The following is a 19,531-nucleotide window of genomic DNA, read 5'->3' on the forward strand; positions in this document are numbered from 1 at the left end:
CGGTTCTTCAGTCGAGTTGCGAGCCTAGCCGGGCGTGATTCCCAGCACAATGGCGCGGTTATCATCGGATATGTCCATCCCTGAAGCCCTTCTCCAGTTCGCTGAAAGTCCTGATGAACATCGAGATTCCGAGCCGCAGCGCCCTTCCTGACCGGCGTGACCACAAGTCTGCTGAATCCCAAGGTGGGCGTCTTCTATATGGCCATGATTCAGCTGTTCCTGCCGCAGGATGTCCCGCCCCTTCTGATGGGCGTCCTGCTGCCGCTGGTACACAACGTGGAAGGCATGCTGTGGTTCGCCGGCATTATTGCTGCCACCCATTACGCCCGGCGGTGGCTGCAGTCCCCCGCGGTGGGCAAAACCACGGACCGCATTGCCGGCGTCGTACTTGTGGCCTTTGCCGCGAAGATAGCGGCCAGCAAAGCCTGACAGCTACCGCTGCAGCTGACTGACCAGGCCAACGGTGTTGCCTTCGCTGTCGCGGATGAAGGCCATCCATTCGTCGGTTCCGGCCGGTCCCAGACGGTTGTCCTCATGGCTGAAAATCACCGCGGGTTCCTCAAGGATCTCCACTCCCCTGTCCCGGAGCCCGGCCACGGACTCCCTGACGTCCGGGACTGCCAGGTAAATCAAGGCAGATGGTGCGCCGGACTCGAGCAGCAGCCGCACGCCGTCGAGGTCAAAGAACAGGAGCCCTGGAGGATCGAACACCGCCCGGGCTTCGGCACCGAGCAGGGCGGCGTAGAACCCTGCCGCCCGCTGCAGGTCGCTGGCGTGTTGCGCGATCTGGACAAGTCGCATGCTGTCTCCGGTGTGTAGCCCTGGACGTACTGGCGGTCGAACCGGCGCTCCACCGGAACTACTGTAAAGGTATGCCTTCCCGCACACAGTCCGTACCTGCCCGCACCACCGCGAGAAACGCCGTGGTCCTCGCCGCCCTCGTCGATGCCGTCCTCATCCTGACATTTGCCGCCATCGGCCGGGACGCCCACCAGCGCGGGGATGTAATCACCGGGGTCTTCCTGACCGCCTGGCCGTTCCTGGCCGGAGCGGCAATGGCGTGGCTTGTGATGCGCGTGTGGCGTGCCCCGCTGCAGGCCTGGCCGGCGGGCGTCGCTGTCTGGTTGGGAGCCCTCGCCCTGGGCATGCTGCTGCGCGCGCTGACCGGACAAACGGTGGTCCTGCCGTTCGTCATTGTTGCCCTGCTGAGCCTGGGGACATTCCTCGTGGGCTACCGCCTCATCGTGGCCGGATTCCGGCGGCTGGCAGGGCGCCGGCAGCACCGCTGAAGCACCCCCGATGTACTAGGCTGGCAGCACACAGTATCGCCTGCAACGCCTGCAACGGCCCACCCGATCCGAAAGGTCAAGAGTGATCACCGCATTCGTCCTGATCAAGACAGACGCCTCCCGAATTCCGGAGACGGCAGAGGAAATTTCGGCGATTCCCGGCATCAGCGAGGTCTACTCCGTGACCGGCGAATGGGACCTGATTGCCGTGGCCCGGGTGGCGAAGCACGATGAATTGGCGGACGTTATCGCGGACAAACTGTCCAAGGTTCCCGCGGTTGTGCACACCACCACGCACATTGCGTTCCGGGCCTACTCGCAGCACGACCTCGACGCAGCGTTCGCCCTGGGCTTTGAACAGTAACCCGGGCGGTACTCCTGGCCCTGGCCCATTAGCCCTGAACGACTAGCCCCGGGTGAGGGCGACCCACTTTTCCAGCACAGCAGCCGCGGCACCGGAGTCGATCGATTCAGCGGCGCGCTTTAGCGCTGCCGCCATCCGGTCGGTCAGCGGGCCCTCGGCGTCGGCGTCGAACGCCACCAGCCCGGCCGCGGCATTCAGCAGGACAGCATCACGCGCGGGTCCGGGCGCGCCGCTCAAAACATCACGGACGACGGCGGCATTGGCTGCGGCGTCACCGCCGCGCAGGTCCTCAACGGTTGCGGGACGGATGCCCAGCACCTGCGGATCAAACGTCTGCTCGGTCACTTCCCCGTCGCGGATCTCCCAGACGGTGGACGGTCCGGTAGTGGTGAGTTCATCCAGCCCGTCACTCCCCCGGAAGACCAGGCCGCGGCTGCCGCGCTTAGCCAGCACGCCGGCAACCAGCGGTGCCATTCTCGCGTTGGCAACACCAACCGCGGAAGCCTGCACGCGGGCCGGGTTGGTCAACGGTCCCAGGAAGTTGAACGCCGTCGGAATGGCAAGTTCCCGGCGGGGCACGGCCGTGTGCCGGAAGGACGGGTGAAACACCTGGGCGAAGCAGAATGTGATTCCCGCCTCTTCGGCGTTGCGCGCCACGCGATCGATGGGGAGGTCCAGCCGGACCCCCAGCGCCTCCAATACGTCCGCTGAACCCGATGACGACGACGACGCACGGTTGCCGTGCTTGACCACCTTTGCGCCGGCCCCGGCGCAGACGAGCGCAGCCATCGTGGAAATGTTGACTGTGTTCAACTGGTCGCCGCCGGTGCCTACGATGTCGAGTTTTTCGCCGTCGATGGTGACAGGGTTTGCGTGAGCCAGCATCGCCTCAACGAGGCCGGCAATCTCGTCCACCGTTTCGCCCTTTGCCCGCAGGGCAACCAGGAATCCTGCGATCTGCGCCGGGGTGGCCTCGCCGGACATGATGGTGTCCATGGCCCACTCCGTGTTGTCGGCTGTGAGGTCCGTGCCGTTGATCAGCGCCGAAATGAGACGCGGCCAGGTGTTGCCCGCCGCCTGTGCAGATGCCTGTGAAGTCACCCCCTGATGCTATCGATGCACCCGCCCGTCTGACCAATGTGAACGGGTCCGGGAACTTTTCCGCGCGAATTCGCGTCTTTGTAGAAAAAGTCCCCGCAAAAGGCGGTTTGCATTGGGCAGGAGGAACTTTTACAGACATAATGTCTATGTGACATCTGCGACCCATGCCCCCAGTACCCCGGCGCACCCGACGCTGAACCGCCCGAATATGGTTTCCGTAGGAACCGTTGTCTGGCTGTCCAGTGAGTTGATGTTCTTCGCCGGTCTCTTTGCCATGTACTTCACACTCCGTTCGACGTCCGGACAGATGTGGGCCGAAGAGACAGCCAAGCTCAACTTCCCCTTTGCGCTCGTAAACACGATCGTCCTCGTGGCAAGTTCCTTCACTTGCCAGATGGGCGTCTTCGCCGCTGAGCGGCTCCAGCCGCGCCGCGCCGGCGGCCCCCTTGCCTTCACTCGTTGGGGGATGAACGAGTGGTTCACCCTCACGTTCGTCATGGGTGCCTTCTTCGTTGCCGGCCAGGCAACTGAATACGCCATGCTCGTCTCGGAGCATGTCTCACTTTCGTCGAATGCGTACGGCTCAGCCTTCTACATGACCACGGGCTTCCACGGCCTGCACGTCATCGGCGGCCTGGTCGCGTTCCTCTTCATCATCGGCCGTTCGTTCGCCGCCAAGAAGTTTGGTCACTTCGAAGCAACGTCCGCGATTGTCACCTCGTATTACTGGCACTTCGTCGACGTCGTGTGGATCGGCCTCTTCCTGGTCATCTACGTCCTCAGGTAGCCCCGACTTGACTCTTTTTCTACAAGAGGCAGAATTTCAAGAAGCGGCTCCCGGAGCCGACGCACGATCGAATAAAGGAACCACCACGTGAAGGCACTCTCGCAGAAGCGACGTCACCCACTGGCAGCCATTGCGCTGCTGCTGATGGGCCTCCTCCTCACTGGTGGGCTGTACGCCGTTGCCACCACCGTCAACGAGGCCAAGGCTTCCACCACCAGCTTCAGTGCGAACGACACTGAAGAAGGCGAGAAGCTCTTTGCCGCCAACTGCGCCACCTGCCACGGCATGGGTGCGAGCGGAACCCAGGACGGACCCTCACTTGTAGGCGTCGGTGCTGCCGCCGTTGACTTCCAGGTAGGCACGGGGCGCATGCCCATGCAGATGAATGGCCCCCAGGCTTACAAGAAGCCTGCACAGTTCAACGATGAACAGACCCATCAGCTGTCCGCTTACGTCGCTTCGCTCGGGCCGGGCCCGTCCATTCCTGAAGAGGAACTCCTGGACGCGCAGGGCAACGCCGCTGAAGGTGGCGAGCTCTTCCGGGTCAACTGCGCCATGTGCCACAACGCAGCGGCCGCCGGCGGTGCCCTGACCCGCGGCAAGTTCGCTCCCGCCCTGGCCGATGTCTCCGAAAAGCACATTTACGAAGCCATGGTTACCGGACCGCAGAACATGCCGGTCTTCAGCGACGCGAACGTCACCCCCGAAGGCAAGCGCGACATCATCACCTTCCTGAAGCAGATCGAAGCCAACGGATCACCAGGCGGTGCCGATCTGGGCGCCCTGGGTCCGGTTTCTGAGGGCCTGTTTGTTTGGATCGCCGGCCTGGGCGTCATCATCGCGTTCACCATCTGGCTGACCTCACGTACGTCCTAGCAACGTCCGTAACTTGTAAGAACTCCTGCTGACGAGTCAGCAGTATGGAATTGAAAACTAACCCGGCATTGGCCGGGACGAGAGAAGGATGAGGCGAATTATGGGCAACCATAGTGACGGCAGTCCGAACCACTCGGGCACCGTAGCTACGGCTGGTCAGAATGAGGTGGAGAAGTTCCAGGATCCTGGAATTCCCCCGCATCGTTTGCGCCTGGCTGACACGGACCCGAAGGCCGCAAAACGTGCAGAACGGCAGGTTGCCATTCTCTTCGGCAGCTCCGTCGTGGGCACCGTGATCTTCCTGGTGGCGTACTTCGCCATCGATCTTGGACCCGACTCCACGATCGCCACCATCCGGCTGCAGAATGCCCTGCTGGGCATTGGTACCGCCTTCGCCATGCTTGGCATCGGCACCGGCATCGTCCACTGGGCCAAGGCCCTGATGCCGGACCACGAAGTCTCAGAAGAGCGCCACGCCATCCGCACCGAGGACGACCGCCAGGCGGCAGTCCGCATCGTGGATGACATTGTGGACGAAACCGGAATCAAGCGCCGTCCGCTGATCCGCAACACTCTTCTCGGCGCCGTCGCACTGGCCCCGCTGCCTGCCCTTGCCATCTTCGGCGACCTCGGTCCCCGTCCGGACGACAAGCTTGCACACACCATGTGGGCTCCGCAGGAGGGCAAGCTCAAGCGCCTCACCCGCGACCCGGACGGCACGCCCATCAAGGCCTCGGATGTCACCATCGGTTCCGCTTTCCACGTAATTCCGGAAGGCCTCAACGAGCTGCATGAGGGCAAGCTGAACGAAAAAGCCAAGGCCGTCGTCTTGCTCATGCGCCTGAACCCCGAGTCCCTGAAGCCCTCCGCGGGCCGCGAGGACTGGAGCTACAACGGCATCGTTGCCTACTCGAAGATCTGCACCCACGTTGGTTGCCCTGTTGCCCTGTACGAGCAGCAGACCCACCACCTGCTGTGCCCGTGCCACCAGTCGACCTTTGACCTGACTCAGGAATGCAAGGTTATCTTTGGCCCCGCCAGCCGGCCTCTCCCCCAGCTGCCCATCGCAGTTGACGCCGAGGGCTACCTGGTCGCTACGAGCGACTTCAAAGAACCCGTAGGACCGAGTTACTGGGAGCGTGATGAGCATGAGCGCAACATCAACAGCTAATGCCCCCGCCTTCGTCGCCAAAACCAAGGGCGGCCGCATTACCGACTTCGTTGACCAGCGTGTTGGCGGATCCGGCATTCTCCGTGAGTTCGGCCGAAAGGTCTTCCCGGACCACTGGTCCTTCATGTTCGGCGAAGTTGCCCTGTACTCCTTCGTCATCCTGCTGCTTTCCGGCACCTTCCTGACGTTTTTCTTCGATCCGTCCATGGCAGAGACGCACTACGACGGCTCGTACACGCCGCTGAAGAACGTCGAGATGTCCGTGGCCTACAGCTCTTCGCTCGACATCTCCTTTGATGTCCGCGGCGGCCTGTTCATGCGCCAGGTGCACCACTGGGCCGCACTGCTGTTCGTGGCTTCGGTCTCCGTGCACATGCTGCGCGTCTTCTTCACCGGCGCGTTCCGCAAGCCCCGCGAACTCAACTGGGTGGTGGGCGGCGTCCTGCTCATCCTCTCGATGGCTGCCGGCTTCACCGGTTACTCCCTCCCCGATGACCTGCTCTCCGGTAACGGCCTGCGCATCATCGACGGTGTCATCAAGTCGATTCCTGTGATCGGTACCTACATTTCGTTCTTCCTCTTCGGCGGCGAATTCCCGGGAACTGTCATCATCAGCCGGCTCTACATGCTGCACATCCTCCTGGTGCCGGCCCTGATCCTGCTGATGATCGTGATCCACCTCTTCATGGTGGTCGTTCACAAGCACACCCAGTACCCCGGCCCGGGCCGCAACGACGGCAACGTCGTCGGCTACCCCCTCGGCCCGGTCTACGCAGCCAAAGCCGGCGGCTTCTTCTTCATCGTGTTCGGCGTCGTTGCCCTTATGGCGGCGTTCTTCACCATCAACCCGATCTGGAACTACGGCCCCTACGACCCCTCGCCGGTATCCGCAGGCACGCAGCCTGACTGGTACATCGGCTGGGTTGACGGTGCCCTGCGCCTCATGCCGGGTGTTATTGGAGACTTCCACTTCGAGTACGTCATCTTCGGCCAGGTTCTGACGTTGAACGTGCTTCTCCCGGCTCTGGTGCCCGCCGGTCTCGTGTTCACGGTGCTGTTCATGTACCCGTGGATCGAGCGCTGGATCACCAAGGACGACCGCGAACACCACGTCCTGGACCGCCCGCGCAACGCTCCGACCCGTACCGCCATCGGCATGGCCGGCTTCACGTTCTACTGCGTGATGTGGGCTGCAGCAAGCTCCGACCTCATTGCAACGCACTTCCACGTTTCTCTGAACGACGTCACGTACTGGCTGCGTGCACTGTTCTTCATCGGCCCGGTCATCGCCTTCGTCGTGACCAAGCGCGTGGCCCTAGCCCTGCAGCGCAAGGACCGCGAGATCGCACTGCACGGCCGCGAAACCGGCCGCATCGTGCGCCTCCCGCACGGAGAGTTCATCGAAGTTCACGCCCCGCTGGATGACTACAAGCGCTACAAGCTGGTGGGCTTCGAATCGCCGGTCCCGCTGCCCGCGGTGCCGAACGAACACGGCGTGGTCACGCGCAAGGAAAAGCGCCGCGCAGCACTCTCGCGCTGGTTCTTCGAAGACAGGGTTGCACCCGCTTCGCCGGCTGAACTCGAGGCGGCCCATGGCCACCACGAAGCCGTCGAATCGGCCGAGGGACAGAAGACCCTCAGCCACTAAGTCTTCACCGCACTAACGAAGAGGCCCGGTCCGAAAGGACCGGGCCTCTTCGTATTCCCTACTGGTTCCGGTAACCGGAAGCGTAGTTACGCGTAGGACGCACGCCCGGACGCTGCAGCGGAACCCACAGCTTGTAGCGGTCCGCACGGTAGTAGGACACGGAGTAGTCCACCATCGAGCGGGCAACAAAAGCGTGCCGCTGGATCTTAAGCAACGGGGACCCCACCTCGACATTCAGCAGCCGCGCGGTGGAAGGGGAAGCAGCCGTGGCCTCGATCATGTCCTCCCCCCATTCCATGACCAGCCCGAACCGTTCGCTCAGAACGTTGTACAGCGAAGTCGGGGGTTCGCCGTCGAGCAGCCCCGGAACCCGGTGTGCGGGAATGAAGTTCTCATCAACGCTCATGGGTTCGTTATCGGCCAAGAGGAGCCGCCTGAAGCGCACCAGGGGCGTCCCCTCGTCCAGTTGGAGTTCGCGGGCCAGGAACGCACTTGCGCCGATCTGTTCGAAGCTCAGGACCTTGGCCGCCGGCACCATGCCGCGGCGCTGCATTTCCTCGCTGTATGAGGTCAGCTTTACCTGCAAGTCGAGTTTTGGCTTGCGGACGAAGGTCCCAAGGCCCACCACCCGCTCAATGACTTCTTCGCCCACCAACGCGTCGATGGCCTGGCGCACGGTCATGCGGGCCAAGCCGAATCTCTCCGCAAGGTCCCGTTCAGAAGGCAAGGAGGACCCGGGAGGGCAGGAGGAGGTGATGTGCGCGCGCAGGAGCTCCCGCAGCTGGACGTAGATGGGCGTCCCGCTTTCACGGTCGATCTCCCCCACCATCCTGCTCGCGTCAGAGGCCGCCATGGCAACGTTCCGGATCTACATTCATGCCTTTAAGGGTAGGGCAATAATGGGGCAGGTCTAGACCACCCCGACGAGCGGTTTCGGCCAGCGGACCTGCCGCGGCTAACCTTGTTCAGGAATGCAGTAATGACGGCCGAGCCCCGTCGGATCAAAGGAGTCCTGTTGCCAGTGCGGAAGGCCATCGTTCAATCACCCATCGGCCTGCACGCGCGGCCCGCGGCAGTCTTTGTCCGTGCCGTCACGGAATCGGGCCTGCCGGTCAGGATCGGAAAAGAGGGCATCGCACCAGTCGACGCGCGGTCCCTGCTCGAGGTGATGACCGCCGATTTCCACAGCGGCTGCGAAGTGGAACTCTCGGTCGACCCCAACGCGCTCCCTGCCCGCTACAGCGTCGAATCGGCAGAGGCCGCACTGGAAGGGCTGACGCTGCTGCTGGAGGCTGGAGCAGCCGCCTGACGGCTCTCAGCCCCATAAGGAACCGCAGACAAAACGACGGCGGGCCCCACCTAATGGTGGGGCCCGCCGTCGTTTTCAGTAAGCCGCCAGGGGCTTAGTGGGCGTGGTCGCCGCGGCTGTACTCGTAGACCCAGCCGACGAGGGCAATAACCGCGAGGCCCGCTGCGATGTAGACGATCCAGAAACCGACTGCCAGGCCGAGGAACCCTCCTGCACAGGACAGGCCCAGGACCAGCGGCCACCAGCTCCAGGGGCTGAAGTGCCCCTGCTCGCCGGCGCCTTCGTGAATCTCTGCGTCGCTGCGGTCTTCGGGACGCATTCCAACGCGCTTGCCGGTGAAGCCGAGGTAGGCGCCGATCATGCCCGCAAGGCCGCCCACCAGCAGGACGCCAAGGATGCCCACCCACTCAGTCCAGTTGGTCAGGAATCCGTAAACCACGGAGACCGGTACGAAGAAGAAGACTCCGGCTCCAAAAATCCATGATTCGATCTTCACTTGGCGGTGTCCTTCTGATCTGCGTTGCCGAGCACGGCTGCTGCCGGTGCCGGTGACTCAACGGTGTGCGACTGTGCGAGCTCCGGGTGGTGGAGGTCCAGGGCAGGACGCTCCGAGCGGATGCGGGGCAGCGACGTGAAGTTGTGGCGCGGCGGCGGGCAGGACGTGGCCCACTCGAGCGATGCACCGAAGCCCCAGGGGTCATCCACCTCGACCTTTTCGTTGCTGCGCCAGGTGATGTACACGTTCCAGAAGAACGGGATCAGCGAGGCACCCAGCACGAACGAGGAGATCGTGGAGAACTGGTTCATCCAGGTGAAGTTGTCCTGCGGCATGTAGTCCGCGTACCGGCGGGGCATGCCTTCAACGCCCAGCCAGTGCTGGATCAGGAAGGTTCCGTGAAAACCGAGGAACAGGAGCCAGAAGTGGATCTTGCCAAGGCGCTCGTTGAGCATCTTGCCGGTCCACTTCGGCCACCAGAAGTAGAAGCCGGCGAACATCGCGAACACCACGGTGCCAAACACTACGTAGTGGAAGTGCGCCACCACGAAGTAGGAGTCGGAGACGTGGAAGTCAAGCGGCGGTGAAGCCAGGATGATGCCGGTCAGGCCGCCGAACAGGAAGGTGGCCAGGAAGCCGATGCTCCAGAGCATCGGAGTCTCGAAGGTGATCGAACCGCGCCACATGGTGCCGATCCAGTTGAAGAACTTCACACCGGTGGGTACGGCGATCAGCATCGTCATGAAGGAGAAGAACGGCAGCAGGACCGAGCCGGTGACATACATGTGGTGCGCCCACACGGTCACGGACAGCGCCGCAATGGCGATGGTCGCGTAGACAAGGCCCTTGTAGCCGAAGATCGGCTTGCGGCTGAAGACCGGGAAGATCTCGGAAACAATGCCGAAGAACGGCAGAGCGATGATGTACACCTCGGGATGGCCGAAGAACCAGAACAGGTGCTGCCACAGGACTGCACCGCCGTTCTCGGGGTCGAAGATGTGCGCACCGAAGCGGCGGTCGGCACCCAGGGCGAACAGGGCTGCTGCCAGCGGCGGGAAGGCCATCAGGACCAGGATGGCCGTAACCAGCGTGTTCCAGGTGAAGATCGGCATGCGCCACATGGTCATGCCGGGGGCGCGCATGCAGATGATGGTGGTGATGAAGTTGACCGCACCGAGGATGGTGCCGAAGCCTGAAAGCGCCAGGCCGAAGACCCACAGGTCACCGCCGACACCGGGGCTGAAGGTCGTGTTGGACAGCGGCGCGTAGGCGAACCAGCCAAACGATGCAGCACCCTGCGGTGTGATGAAGCCGGAGACGGCGATCGTGGAACCGAAGAGGAAGAACCAGAAAGCCAGGGCGTTCAGTCGCGGGAAGGCGACGTCCGGGGCACCAATCTGCAGCGGCATGATCACGTTCGCGAAGCCCGCGAACAGCGGGGTTGCGAACATCAGCAGCATCACCGTGCCGTGCATGGTGAACAGCTGGTTGTACTGCTCTTTGGTCTGCAGGATCTGCATGCCGGGCTCGAAAAGTTCGGCGCGGATCAGCAGGGCCATGACGCCGCCGAAGCAGAAGAACACGAAGGATGCGATCAGGTACATGTACCCGATGGTCTTGTGGTCGGTCGAAGTGATCCAGTTGACGACAATGCGTCCCTTGGACTTCGGTACGACGGGAGCCCCAAGGGTCCCGACAGGTGCGGATGGAGTGTAAGTAGCCACGTCGCTCCCCTTACTTAATTTCGTTCAGGTTCGGGTTGCGGTCATACTCTTCGCCGATCAGGCCGGTGTTGCCGTCCTGGCGCAGCTGATCCATGTGCGCCTGGAACTCCGACTCGGAGACAACCTTCACGCGGAACAGCATTTCGGAGTGGTATTCGCCGCAAAGTTCGGCACACTTGCCGTCATAGGTGCCCTCTTTAGTGGGGGTAAACCTGATGTAGTTGGTCTTGCCGGGGATCATGTCGCGCTTCTGCAGGAAGGCGGGAACCCAGAAAGAGTGGATAACGTCGCGGGAGTTCAGCTCCAGGTCAACGGACTTGTTGACGGGGAGGTACAGGGTGGGCAGCTTTTCCTTGTCCACTTCAGCACCCGTGAGGTGTGCCTGCACGCCGGCTTCGTGAACATCTTCGGTGATGACTTCGCCCTGCTTGTAGTTGAAGTCCCAGGCCCACTGCTTGCCCCGGACGTCAACAACGACGTCGGCAGGCTCGGAGCGGTTGTCAATTGCCTGCTGGTCCCGGTCGGTGAAGTAGAAGAACACCAGCACCATGAAGAGCGGAATGGTCAGGTAGAAGACCTCGAGGGGAAGGTTGAAGCTGGTCTGCCGCGGGAACCCCACGGTGCCCTTGCGGCGGCGGTAGGCCACAATGCACCAGACCATGAGTCCCCAGGTAATGATGCCGACGACCAATGCGGCAATCCATGAGTTGACCCAGAGGTCCATGATGCGGTCAGTGTGATTGGTGGTGCCACGCTCGGTTGGCAACCAGCCTCTCTGCACCTCTGGTGAACATCCAGTCAAAGCCAACGCGCCGGCTAGTGCCAAGCCAGTGATCGTAGTGATCTGTTTGCGTCGGCTGCCGGTTCGGTTCTGCGAACTCACAGACGGCCCTTCCTACTTGTTGCTGTTGCCCGGGCCGTAGATGGCTCCCCGGGCACACTAAAAGTTTTACTACTCGATGTAGAGCTTACCGCTCCCCGGGGGTTTTCGCTCACATGTCGGCACCGTGCGTCGGCACCGGTTTTCACCGGTGCCGAAAGCAAGCTGTCATGGGGCAAAGAGCCGGGTTAGTGGAAAGAATCTCCGCATGCGCACGAGCCGCCTGCGTTGGGGTTGTCAATGGTGAACCCCTGCTTCGAGATGGTGTCTTCGAAGTCGATGCTGGCGCCGCTCAGGTACGGGACGCTCATCTTGTCGACAACGACCTCGACGCCGTCGTAGTCGCGCACGGCATCTCCGTCGAGCAGGCGCTCGTCGAAGTAGAGCTGGTAGATCAGCCCGGAACAACCGCCCGGCTGGACGGCCACGCGCAGGCGCAGGTCCGTGCGGCCTTCCTGCTCCAGCAGGCTGCGGACCTTGCCGGCGGCGACGTCGGTCAGCTTGACCTCGTGGGTCGGAAGCTCTTCGCTCGCGGTGCCGGTGGCTGCGGCGCTGTTTTCATTGGTTGTAGTGCTCATTGGCCTACCTTCTTACGACGGTGGTGGCGACTCGGCTTGCGCGTTGCCCGCCCCTACGGAAACGGTATGGGCTATAGCTACATGCTACGTCGATCCTGCGTGTAGCTCTAACTCCTGACGTAACCGTGGCCATACCCTGAATGTTCCCTGTCAGACGGCGCCTTCATGGTTAAGCCGAGCCAGCAGCAGGGCCTCCGCAACAACTGCGTTGCGGAAATCGCCCAGGTGCAGCGACTCGTTGGCGCTGTGGGCGCGGGAGTCGGGATCCTCGACGCCGGTTACCAGGATCTGCACATCCGGGTACACCTCCGTCAGGTCCGCAATGAAGGGAATCGAACCGCCGATGCCCATTTCCACCGCGGGAACGCCCCAGGCTTCACCGAGTGCCCACATCGCCATCCCGGCGGCCGCGGAGCCCGTGTCTGTCTGGAAAGAGTTTCCGCTCTCCCCCGGGGTGAACACCACCTTTGCGCCGAAGGGCGCGTTGGATTCGACATGGTGCTGCACGGCGGCCATGGCGTCGGCGGGATCCTGGCCGGGCGCCAGCCGCAGGCTGAACTTGGCCCGGGCCCTCGGCAGCAGCGTGTTGGAAGCTACGTCCACAGCGGGAGCATCGAAGCCGATGATGGAGAGTGCCGGCTTGGTCCACAGCCGGGACGCGATGGTCCCGGTGCCGGCCAGGCGGACACCGTCCAGGACCGACGCGTCGGCCCGGTATTCCGCTTCAGTCAGGTCCACGGATACGTCGTCCCTGCTGACCAGCCCCTTCACTGCGACGTTCCCGTCGTCGTCGTGAAGGGTGGCGATCAGGCGTGAGAGCAACGTGGGCGCATCGAGAACGGCTCCGCCGAACATCCCGGAGTGCACGGCGTGCTCCAGGACCTGGACCTCGATGGTCCCGTCCACCAGGCCGCGCAGGCTGGTGGTGAGCGCGGGTATGCCCACCTTCCAGTTGCTGGAATCGGCCACCACGATCACGTCCGCGCGCAGGAGTTCCCGGTGGGTTTCGAGGAACGTGCGGAAAGTGGGCGAGCCTGCTTCCTCCTCGCCCTCAAAGAAGAACGTCACCCCGAGGCCCAGCTCATCGCCCAGCACCTCGGTGACTGCGGCGTAGGCGGCAATGTGGGCCATGATGCCTGCTTTGTCGTCGGCCGCTCCCCGGCCGTAAAGCCGGCCGTTGCGTTCGACGGCGGTGAACGGTTCGGTCTCCCAGAGCGCCAGGTCCCCGGTCGGCTGCACGTCGTGGTGGGCGTACAGCAGGATTGTGGGCTTTCCCTCGGCAGCCGCCCGACGCGCCACCACGGCCGGCCCGCCCGGCGTACCGTCCTCCTTGTTGCAGCGCAGGATCCGGACGTCCTCGATGCCTGCAGCCCGCACCAGGTCCGCGACCGCCTCCGCACTGCGGTCCAGCGGTGCCGGGTCGAAGCTTGGCCATGCGATGCCCGGCAGCTTTACAAGGTCCTTCAATTGTCCAACCGTGGTATCGAAGGACTTGTGTACGGCCTGGCGCAGTGCCTCGGCGTCGGTTTCGCCGAATCCCGTGCTGAATTTGTGCGGGGTCCCCGCCGGTGATGAAGTCATGGCCAAAACCCTACCTGTGTCCGCGACCACACGAAACACTGCAAAGCCCCCCGCCGCCTCCCCTGTTACGGCGGTGCCGCGGCGGCGTGACATATGACTTTTGGCCTGCGTGTGCAAGGTATTCTGTAGGGGTGTTTGGACGTAAAAAGGAAGCGCCGACGGCGCAGGACGTAGTTGACCAGCAGGCAGCCGAGGCTCTGGCCCGGGATACTGCCCTCGGCAAGGGCGCACCCACGCCCAAGCGCAAGGCACAGGAAGCGGCGCGGAAGCGTCCCCTGGTGCCGGAGGACCGGAAGGCCTCAAAAGCAGCGGAGCGGGCGGCGGTACAGGAACAGCGGATCAAGATGCGCCAGGCCCTGGACACCGGTGACGAAAAATTCCTGCCGCTCCGGGACAAGGGGCCGCAGAAGCGCTTTGCGCGTGACTACGTCGACGCTCGCTTCAGCCTGGGCGAGTACCTGATGTTCGGCGCCCTGGTTTTCGTCATCGTCTCACTGCTGGTTCCCTCCACCAGCGAGGCCATGATCTACGTCCTGGGCGGATTCTGGGTCATGTTCCTTGCCGTGTTCGTTGACGTGTTTATCCTGTCCCGCAAGCTCCGGAAGCGCCTCACCGAAAAGTTCGGGGAGGTGGAACGGGGCACGGTCTGGTACGGCTCCATGCGTTCCCTTCAGTTCCGCCGCCTGCGTCTGCCCAAGCCGCTCGTCAAGCGCGGAGAATTTCCCTCCTGATTCAGTACACGAAGTAGCCCCCGGCGGTCTGAACAGTTCAGATCGCCGGGGGCTACTTTTGTTTGCGGGACCGTCCGCCCCGGCTTACTTGCTCAGCGGCGGGCAGGGTGCTTGGCCAACTGGCGGTTAATGTGTGCCGCCCAGAACGGACCCTCATACAGGAAGGCCGTGTAGCCCTGAACCAGGGTGGCGCCGGCGTCGAGCCTTTCCTGGACGTCCCGGGCCGTCTCGACGCCGCCAACGGACACCAGGGCGAGAGTTCCTCCGGTGGCTTTCCTGAGTCGTCGGAGGACTTCGAGGGACCGGGCCTTCAGGGGGGCGCCGGAGAGCCCCCCGGGTCCGCATTCCCGGACTTTTTCGGCGTCGGAGGTGAGTCCTTCCCGGCCGATCGTGGTGTTGGTGGCGATGATCCCGTCCAGCTTAAGGTCCAGGGCGAGCCTGGCGACGTCGTCAATGTCTTCGTCGGTCAGGTCCGGGGCGATCTTCACCAGCAGCGGGACGTGCCTGCCCGCGGCGGCGTCGGCTTCTTCGCCCACGGATTTGAGTAGCGGGCGGAGGGTCTCAACGTTCTGGAGCAGGCGGAGTCCGGGCGTGTTGGGGGAACTGACGTTGACCACCAGGTAGTCCGCAGCCGGCGCCAGGCTCCGGGCGCTGATGAGGTAGTCGCTGGCGGCGTCGTCGAGTTCCACCACCTTGCTCTTGCCAATGTTGACCCCGATCACCGGACGGACGCCGGGGTGGCGGCGCTGCAGGGCAGCCCTCGCAGACTTGAGCCGGGGGGCGACGGCGGTGGCGCCGTCGTTGTTGAAACCCATCCGGTTGATCACTGCCCTGTCCTCAACGAGGCGGAATAGCCGCGGCTTTTCGTTGCCGGGCTGGGCCTGCCCGGTGATGGTTCCCACCTCGACATGCCCGAACCCGAGTTCGGTCAATGCCTCGATGCCGTGCCCTTCCTTGTCGAAGCCCGCAGCAAGGCCGAAAGGCGACGGGAAGGTGATTCCGAAGGCGTCGGTCTGAAGCGACGGCGCGGGCGCAGTGAATTTCGCCAGCACCTTGCCCGCCCCGGAGCTGTGGGCCAGCCTGATGGCATGGAACCCGATCTTGTGGGCGCGTTCGGCGTCCATCCATGAAAAGGCCAAGCGGAAGAAGGTGGGATATACGCGCATGACTCCAGTTTTCCGGTTCAGGCTCCGGAGACCAAACCGGCGCGCACCCTGGCCGGCGGTGTGACGCGCCAGGCAGCCGACCCGGCCCGTTCGCTGCCGCGGCGTGCGTTGTCTAGGCTAATCAAATGAGGTGGCAAACAGATATCCTGGGGGACGATTTCGAAGCCTGCTCCTACCAGGCCACGGGCGACGACGGCGTGGAACGCACGGCTACGCTGGTGCGCCACGTGCCCAAAAACGACGCGGGCGGGACCGCCCGGTCCGAACAACGGCCGCTCCCCCGCCGGGCCGTCCTGTTCCTCCACGGCTGGAGCGACTACTTCTTCAATGTGGAACTGGCGCGCTTCTGGACGGACAAGGGCTTTGAGTTTTTTGCCCTGGACATGCACAACCACGGGCGGAGCCTCCAGCCTGACACGCATGGCGGCTACGTGGCCGACCTTGACAACTACGACGCCGAAATCAGCAAAGCGATCGGGATCATCGGATCCCTGTGGCCGAAGCAGGCCGGCAAGCCGCCGCTGACCCTGATGGGGCACTCCACCGGCGGCCTCATCGCCGCGCTGTGGGTCAGCCGGCATCCGGGCGGCGCCGCCCAGCTGGTCCTCAACAGCCCGTGGCTGGAAATGCACGGCAGCTCACTGGTCAGGCGCGCTGCCAGGTCAATGGTCCGCCCCTTGGCGAAGTACCGGCCGGAGGCTGTGCTGCGGCTGCCGGAGCGCGGTTTCTACTGGCGGAGCATCAGCAGCGAGGCTGAGGGTGAGTGGACGTTGGACAACAAATACCGGCCTCCGCTGGCTTTTCCCGTCCGGGCGGCCTGGCTCAGCGCCGTCCTGGCCGGGCATTCGCGGGTGGCCCGCGGACTGCGGATAGACATTCCCATCCTGGTCCTCCTGTCCGGAGCCAGCGAAAACGGCATGTTCTGGACCGAGGCAATGCGGAGAACCGACGCCGTACTGGACGTGAACACCATTGCGATCAGGGCCATGGCCCTGGGCCGGACGGTGACCCTGGAGCGGATTGACGGCGCGCTCCACGACGTCTTCCTGTCTCCGGCCCATGTCCGGGCGGACGCCTACGCCCGGCTGAACCGCTGGATCCGCGGATACGTCCTCGACGAAGGAGGCCAGGAGTGAAAGTGGCGCAACCGGTCGCGGCGCCGTGGCAGCCCGACCAGCTCGGTGCAGGCTTCGAATCCCTGGAACTGCCCCTGCCCGACGACGACGAAGGCGCGGTATGCGCCACGCTGGTGAGGCACGTGCCTGCCGCGCCGGCGGGTCCGCCCGGCTTTCTTTCGGCGCTGCGGAACGGCGGCTTCCGGCCGTTTGCCTGGCCCGCGGATTCGCCTGCCACCACCAGCCGCACCAGTTCCGGGCGTCCCGGTGCCGTCCTCTACCTGCACGGCTGGGCGGACTACTTCCTGCAGTCCGAGCTTGCTGAATACGTCGGTGCCCACGGACTGCACTTCTATGCGCTGGACCTGCGGAAGTTCGGCCGCAGTCTGCGGAGTTGGCAGACGCCGGGCTACACCACGGACCTGGCCGTCTATGACGAGGACATCGCCGCCGCCCTGGAGGTGATCAGGACCGATGTTGCCGTGCGCACGGGGCTGGCCGGGGAACCGTCCGTCCACCTGCTGGCGCATTCGCTGGGCGGACTGATCGGTGCGCTGTGGGCGGACCGCCATCCGGGCGCCCTGGGGAGTCTTGTCCTGAACGCGCCCTGGCTGGAGCTCCAGGGCAGCAGCCTGATCCGGAACATTGCCATGCACCTGGTGGAGCCGATCGCGCGGACGGATCCGCGGCGGCCATTCCGTTTTCCGGAAATGCCCGGGTACTGGGAGAGCGTCAGCGACCAGGCCCACGGCGAGTGGTTCCTGGACCCCCAGTGGCGCCCGACGGCGTCGTTCCCCATCCGAGCGGGATGGACCCGCGCGGTCCTGGCCGGACATGCAGCCGTGGAACGGCGCCTGGACATCGCGGCACCGGTCCTGGTGATGTTGTCGGACCGCACCAGAATCCAGGCCGAATGGTCTGAGGAGCTGATGTTCGCAGACGCCGTGATCGATGTGGAACAGACGGCGCGCCGTGCCCTTGGCCTGGGCCGCCGGACTGCCGTTTTCCGCTATCCGGGCGCCATCCACGACCTCTTCCTTTCACGCCGCGACGTGCGCCACGAGGCGTACCGTGATCTGGTCGCCTGGCTGCATTCGCATCCGGGCTAATGGAATGTCAGGCCTGTGGGGCGGCAGCATCCACGGCACCGCCGTAGCGGCGGTCCCGCCGGGCATATACCTCGACGGCATCCCACAGGGTCCGGCGGTCGACGTCGGGCCAGAGCGTGTCCATGAACACGAATTCCGCGTAGGCGGACTGCCACAGCATGAAGTTGGACAGCCGCTGTTCGCCGGAACTCCGGAGGAAGAGGTCGACGTCGGGGAGGTCCGGTTCGTCGAGGTACTTCTGGATGGTCCGTTCGGTGATCGCGCCGGGCTTGAGTTTTCCGGCCGCGACGTCTTCGGCGATGGCCGAGACCGCGTCCGCGATTTCGGCACGGCCGCCGTAATTAACACACATGGTCAACGTGCAGGTGCTGTTGCCCCGGGTGTAATCCTCTGCTTCTTCCAGCTCGCGGATCACGGAGCCCCAGAGCCGGGGCCGGCGCCCTGACCAGCGGATCCGCACACCCCACTCGTCCAGCTGGTTCCGCTGGCGGCGTAGCACATCCTTGTTAAAACCCATGAGGAAGCGGACTTCCTCCGGGGAACGCCGCCAGTTCTCGGTGGAGAAGGCGTAGACCGTGACGTACTTGATGCCCAGTTCGATGGCACCGGCAACGACGTCCAGCAGCGCAGGCTCGCCCGCCTTGTGGCCTTCGATCCGGGGCAGTCCGCGCTGGTTGGCCCAGCGGCCGTTGCCGTCCATGACGATCGCCACATGCTGCGGGATGAATTCGGCGGGAATCGACGGTGGCACGGCCCCGGAACTGTGCGGATACGGCGCCGTCACCGGTGCGGTCCGCTGCCGGACGGGAGTTTTCTTCGTTCCAGGGCCCACTGTCAGTTACGCTCCACATGTTTGAGGGATTTCAGCACACGTTCAAGATGCCATTGCAGATAGCCGGCCACCAAACCGGCAGCCTCCCGCCGGTGGACCGCCATGGAGGCATCCGCTGTGGTCCAGTCCCCCGTCAGCAGTGCTCCGAGCAGGAATACCGTTTCGGCCGCGGGTGCGGGCGATCCCGGGGGACGGCAGTCGGCGCACACCATGCCGCCCAGCGGTGCTGAAAAAGCGGTGTGCGGACCCGGCGCCCCGCAGCGGGCACACACGGTGAAGCTGGGTGCCCATCCGCCGGTGGCAAGTGCGCGCAGAAGATACGAGTCGAGGATAAGTTCCGGGGTGTGCTCCCCCCGGCTCAGTGAGGCAAGGGCGCCGACCAGGAGGTTGTACTGCGCTGTTCCGGCCTCGCCGTCCACGTCCGTGAGCTTTTCGGCCGTCTCGGTCATGGCCGCCGCAACAGTGTAGCGGCCGTAGTCCGCCGCGATGTTCCCGCCGTAGGCGCCCTTGGCCACGGCCTGGGTGACGATGTCCAGCGTACGGCCGGAAATCAACTGCAGGTCGGCCACCATGAAGGGTTCCAGCCGGGCACCGAAGCGGCTGCTCGTCCGACGCACTCCCTTGGCCACCGCACGGACCTGCCCGTGGTGTTTTGTCAGGAGCGTGATGATGCGGTCCGCTTCGCCCAGCTTATGGGTCCGCAGCACCACGGCGTCATCACGGTAGGCACGCGCAGAAAAGGAGGATTGTTGGGCCACAGTTAATCTTCGCACT

Annotated in this window: 22 protein-coding genes; 11 read left to right on the forward strand and 11 right to left on the reverse strand. The window is 64.0% G+C overall.

The features are described from left to right. Window positions 1-156: 156 nt before the first annotated feature. Window positions 157-429: a LysE family translocator gene (locus tag Q8Z05_RS19110; protein ID WP_305941126.1), complete on the forward strand. Its 273-nt coding sequence runs from the start codon at window positions 157-159 to the stop codon at window positions 427-429. A gap of 3 nt (window positions 430-432) precedes the next feature. Here the strand turns inward: Q8Z05_RS19110 and Q8Z05_RS19115 are convergent, their stop codons facing one another. Further along, window positions 433-801, reverse strand: coding sequence for a VOC family protein (locus tag Q8Z05_RS19115; protein ID WP_305941127.1), 369 nt, complete (start codon window positions 799-801; stop codon window positions 433-435). A 71-nt stretch (window positions 802-872) separates the two neighbouring features. On the opposite strand from Q8Z05_RS19115, the gene Q8Z05_RS19120 reads away from it, so the two are divergent. Together Q8Z05_RS19120 and Q8Z05_RS19125 are read left to right on the forward strand one after the other, a co-directional pair. After that, window positions 873-1,289 carry a DUF3054 domain-containing protein gene (locus Q8Z05_RS19120; protein WP_305941128.1) on the forward strand — a complete coding sequence of 139 codons (417 nt, stop codon included), beginning with the start codon at window positions 873-875 and terminating at the stop codon, window positions 1,287-1,289. 82 nt (window positions 1,290-1,371) lie between these two features. After that, the gene (locus Q8Z05_RS19125) at window positions 1,372-1,653 is read left to right on the forward strand and encodes an Lrp/AsnC family transcriptional regulator (protein WP_028269180.1); all 282 of its coding nucleotides are present in this window, start codon (window positions 1,372-1,374) and stop codon (window positions 1,651-1,653) included. A 42-nt stretch (window positions 1,654-1,695) separates the two neighbouring features. On the opposite strand, the gene trpD is transcribed toward Q8Z05_RS19125, so the two are convergent. Beyond that, window positions 1,696-2,754 (reverse strand): anthranilate phosphoribosyltransferase, encoded by a 1,059-nt coding sequence (gene trpD, locus Q8Z05_RS19130; RefSeq protein ID WP_305941129.1) that lies wholly within the window; start codon window positions 2,752-2,754, stop codon window positions 1,696-1,698. Between the two features lie 112 nt (window positions 2,755-2,866). On the opposite strand from trpD, the gene ctaE reads away from it, so the two are divergent. The 4 genes from ctaE (at window position 2,867) to qcrB (ending at window position 7,236) form a co-directional block, all read left to right on the forward strand. Next, window positions 2,867-3,541, forward strand: a complete 675-nt coding sequence (ctaE, locus tag Q8Z05_RS19135; protein WP_305941130.1) for an aa3-type cytochrome oxidase subunit III — start codon at window positions 2,867-2,869, stop codon at window positions 3,539-3,541. Between the two features lie 87 nt (window positions 3,542-3,628). After that, window positions 3,629-4,417 (forward strand): cytochrome bc1 complex diheme cytochrome c subunit, encoded by a 789-nt coding sequence (qcrC, locus tag Q8Z05_RS19140; RefSeq protein ID WP_305941131.1) that lies wholly within the window; start codon window positions 3,629-3,631, stop codon window positions 4,415-4,417. Between the two features lie 100 nt (window positions 4,418-4,517). Further along, on the forward strand, window positions 4,518-5,588 hold the full coding sequence (gene qcrA, locus Q8Z05_RS19145; protein ID WP_305941132.1) for a cytochrome bc1 complex Rieske iron-sulfur subunit: 1,071 nt from the start codon (window positions 4,518-4,520) through the stop codon (window positions 5,586-5,588). Then, window positions 5,566-7,236, forward strand: a complete 1,671-nt coding sequence (gene qcrB, locus Q8Z05_RS19150; RefSeq protein ID WP_305941133.1) for a cytochrome bc1 complex cytochrome b subunit — start codon at window positions 5,566-5,568, stop codon at window positions 7,234-7,236. Before qcrA ends, qcrB begins: the two co-directional genes overlap by 23 nt. Before the next feature lie 58 nt (window positions 7,237-7,294). Here qcrB and Q8Z05_RS19155 read toward each other — a convergent pair whose 3' ends face one another. Further along, window positions 7,295-8,089: a GntR family transcriptional regulator gene (locus tag Q8Z05_RS19155; RefSeq protein ID WP_305941134.1), complete on the reverse strand. Its 795-nt coding sequence runs from the start codon at window positions 8,087-8,089 to the stop codon at window positions 7,295-7,297. A 126-nt stretch (window positions 8,090-8,215) separates the two neighbouring features. On the opposite strand from Q8Z05_RS19155, the gene Q8Z05_RS19160 reads away from it, so the two are divergent. Then, a complete protein-coding gene (locus Q8Z05_RS19160) occupies window positions 8,216-8,545 on the forward strand; it encodes an HPr family phosphocarrier protein (RefSeq protein WP_305941135.1) in 330 nt (109 codons plus the stop codon). 94 nt (window positions 8,546-8,639) lie between these two features. Here Q8Z05_RS19160 and Q8Z05_RS19165 read toward each other — a convergent pair whose 3' ends face one another. From Q8Z05_RS19165 to Q8Z05_RS19185, 5 genes are all read right to left on the reverse strand, one after another. Further along, window positions 8,640-9,041 (reverse strand): cytochrome c oxidase subunit 4, encoded by a 402-nt coding sequence (locus tag Q8Z05_RS19165; protein ID WP_305941136.1) that lies wholly within the window; start codon window positions 9,039-9,041, stop codon window positions 8,640-8,642. Beyond that, window positions 9,038-10,765 (reverse strand): aa3-type cytochrome oxidase subunit I, encoded by a 1,728-nt coding sequence (gene ctaD, locus Q8Z05_RS19170; protein WP_305941137.1) that lies wholly within the window; start codon window positions 10,763-10,765, stop codon window positions 9,038-9,040. Before ctaD ends, Q8Z05_RS19165 begins: the two co-directional genes overlap by 4 nt. Window positions 10,766-10,775: 10 nt before the next feature. Beyond that, window positions 10,776-11,648, reverse strand: a complete 873-nt coding sequence (gene ctaC / locus Q8Z05_RS19175) for an aa3-type cytochrome oxidase subunit II (protein ID WP_305941138.1) — start codon at window positions 11,646-11,648, stop codon at window positions 10,776-10,778. Window positions 11,649-11,833: 185 nt separating this feature from the next. Further along, entirely contained in the window at window positions 11,834-12,223 is a 390-nt protein-coding gene (locus Q8Z05_RS19180; RefSeq protein ID WP_011692062.1) for a HesB/IscA family protein, read from the reverse strand. A gap of 150 nt (window positions 12,224-12,373) precedes the next feature. Beyond that, window positions 12,374-13,804 carry a dipeptidase gene (locus Q8Z05_RS19185; protein ID WP_305941139.1) on the reverse strand — a complete coding sequence of 477 codons (1,431 nt, stop codon included), beginning with the start codon at window positions 13,802-13,804 and terminating at the stop codon, window positions 12,374-12,376. 131 nt (window positions 13,805-13,935) lie between these two features. Here Q8Z05_RS19185 and Q8Z05_RS19190 point away from each other — a divergent pair, with 131 nt between their 5' ends. After that, window positions 13,936-14,535 carry a DUF3043 domain-containing protein gene (locus tag Q8Z05_RS19190; protein WP_305941140.1) on the forward strand — a complete coding sequence of 200 codons (600 nt, stop codon included), beginning with the start codon at window positions 13,936-13,938 and terminating at the stop codon, window positions 14,533-14,535. Window positions 14,536-14,627: 92 nt separating this feature from the next. Here the strand turns inward: Q8Z05_RS19190 and Q8Z05_RS19195 are convergent, their stop codons facing one another. Beyond that, window positions 14,628-15,701, reverse strand: a complete 1,074-nt coding sequence (locus Q8Z05_RS19195) for a quinone-dependent dihydroorotate dehydrogenase (RefSeq protein WP_305941141.1) — start codon at window positions 15,699-15,701, stop codon at window positions 14,628-14,630. Window positions 15,702-15,826: 125 nt separating this feature from the next. Between Q8Z05_RS19195 and Q8Z05_RS19200 the strand changes: the two genes are divergently transcribed. Together Q8Z05_RS19200 and Q8Z05_RS19205 are read left to right on the forward strand one after the other, a co-directional pair. Beyond that, window positions 15,827-16,837, forward strand: coding sequence for an alpha/beta hydrolase (locus tag Q8Z05_RS19200; protein ID WP_305941142.1), 1,011 nt, complete (start codon window positions 15,827-15,829; stop codon window positions 16,835-16,837). Next, window positions 16,834-17,925: an alpha/beta hydrolase gene (locus tag Q8Z05_RS19205; protein WP_305941143.1), complete on the forward strand. Its 1,092-nt coding sequence runs from the start codon at window positions 16,834-16,836 to the stop codon at window positions 17,923-17,925. Before Q8Z05_RS19200 ends, Q8Z05_RS19205 begins: the two co-directional genes overlap by 4 nt. 7 nt (window positions 17,926-17,932) lie before the next feature. Here Q8Z05_RS19205 and Q8Z05_RS19210 read toward each other — a convergent pair whose 3' ends face one another. After that, complete coding sequence (locus Q8Z05_RS19210; protein WP_305941144.1) at window positions 17,933-18,757, reverse strand: isoprenyl transferase; 825 nt, start codon at window positions 18,755-18,757, stop codon at window positions 17,933-17,935. Between the two features lie 2 nt (window positions 18,758-18,759). After that, a complete protein-coding gene (gene recO, locus Q8Z05_RS19215) occupies window positions 18,760-19,515 on the reverse strand; it encodes a DNA repair protein RecO (protein ID WP_305941145.1) in 756 nt (251 codons plus the stop codon). Between the last annotated feature and the right edge of the window lie 16 nt (window positions 19,516-19,531).

The sequence above is a fragment of the Arthrobacter oryzae genome (genome assembly GCF_030718995.1).
Lineage (GTDB): Bacteria > Actinomycetota > Actinomycetes > Actinomycetales > Micrococcaceae > Arthrobacter > Arthrobacter oryzae_C.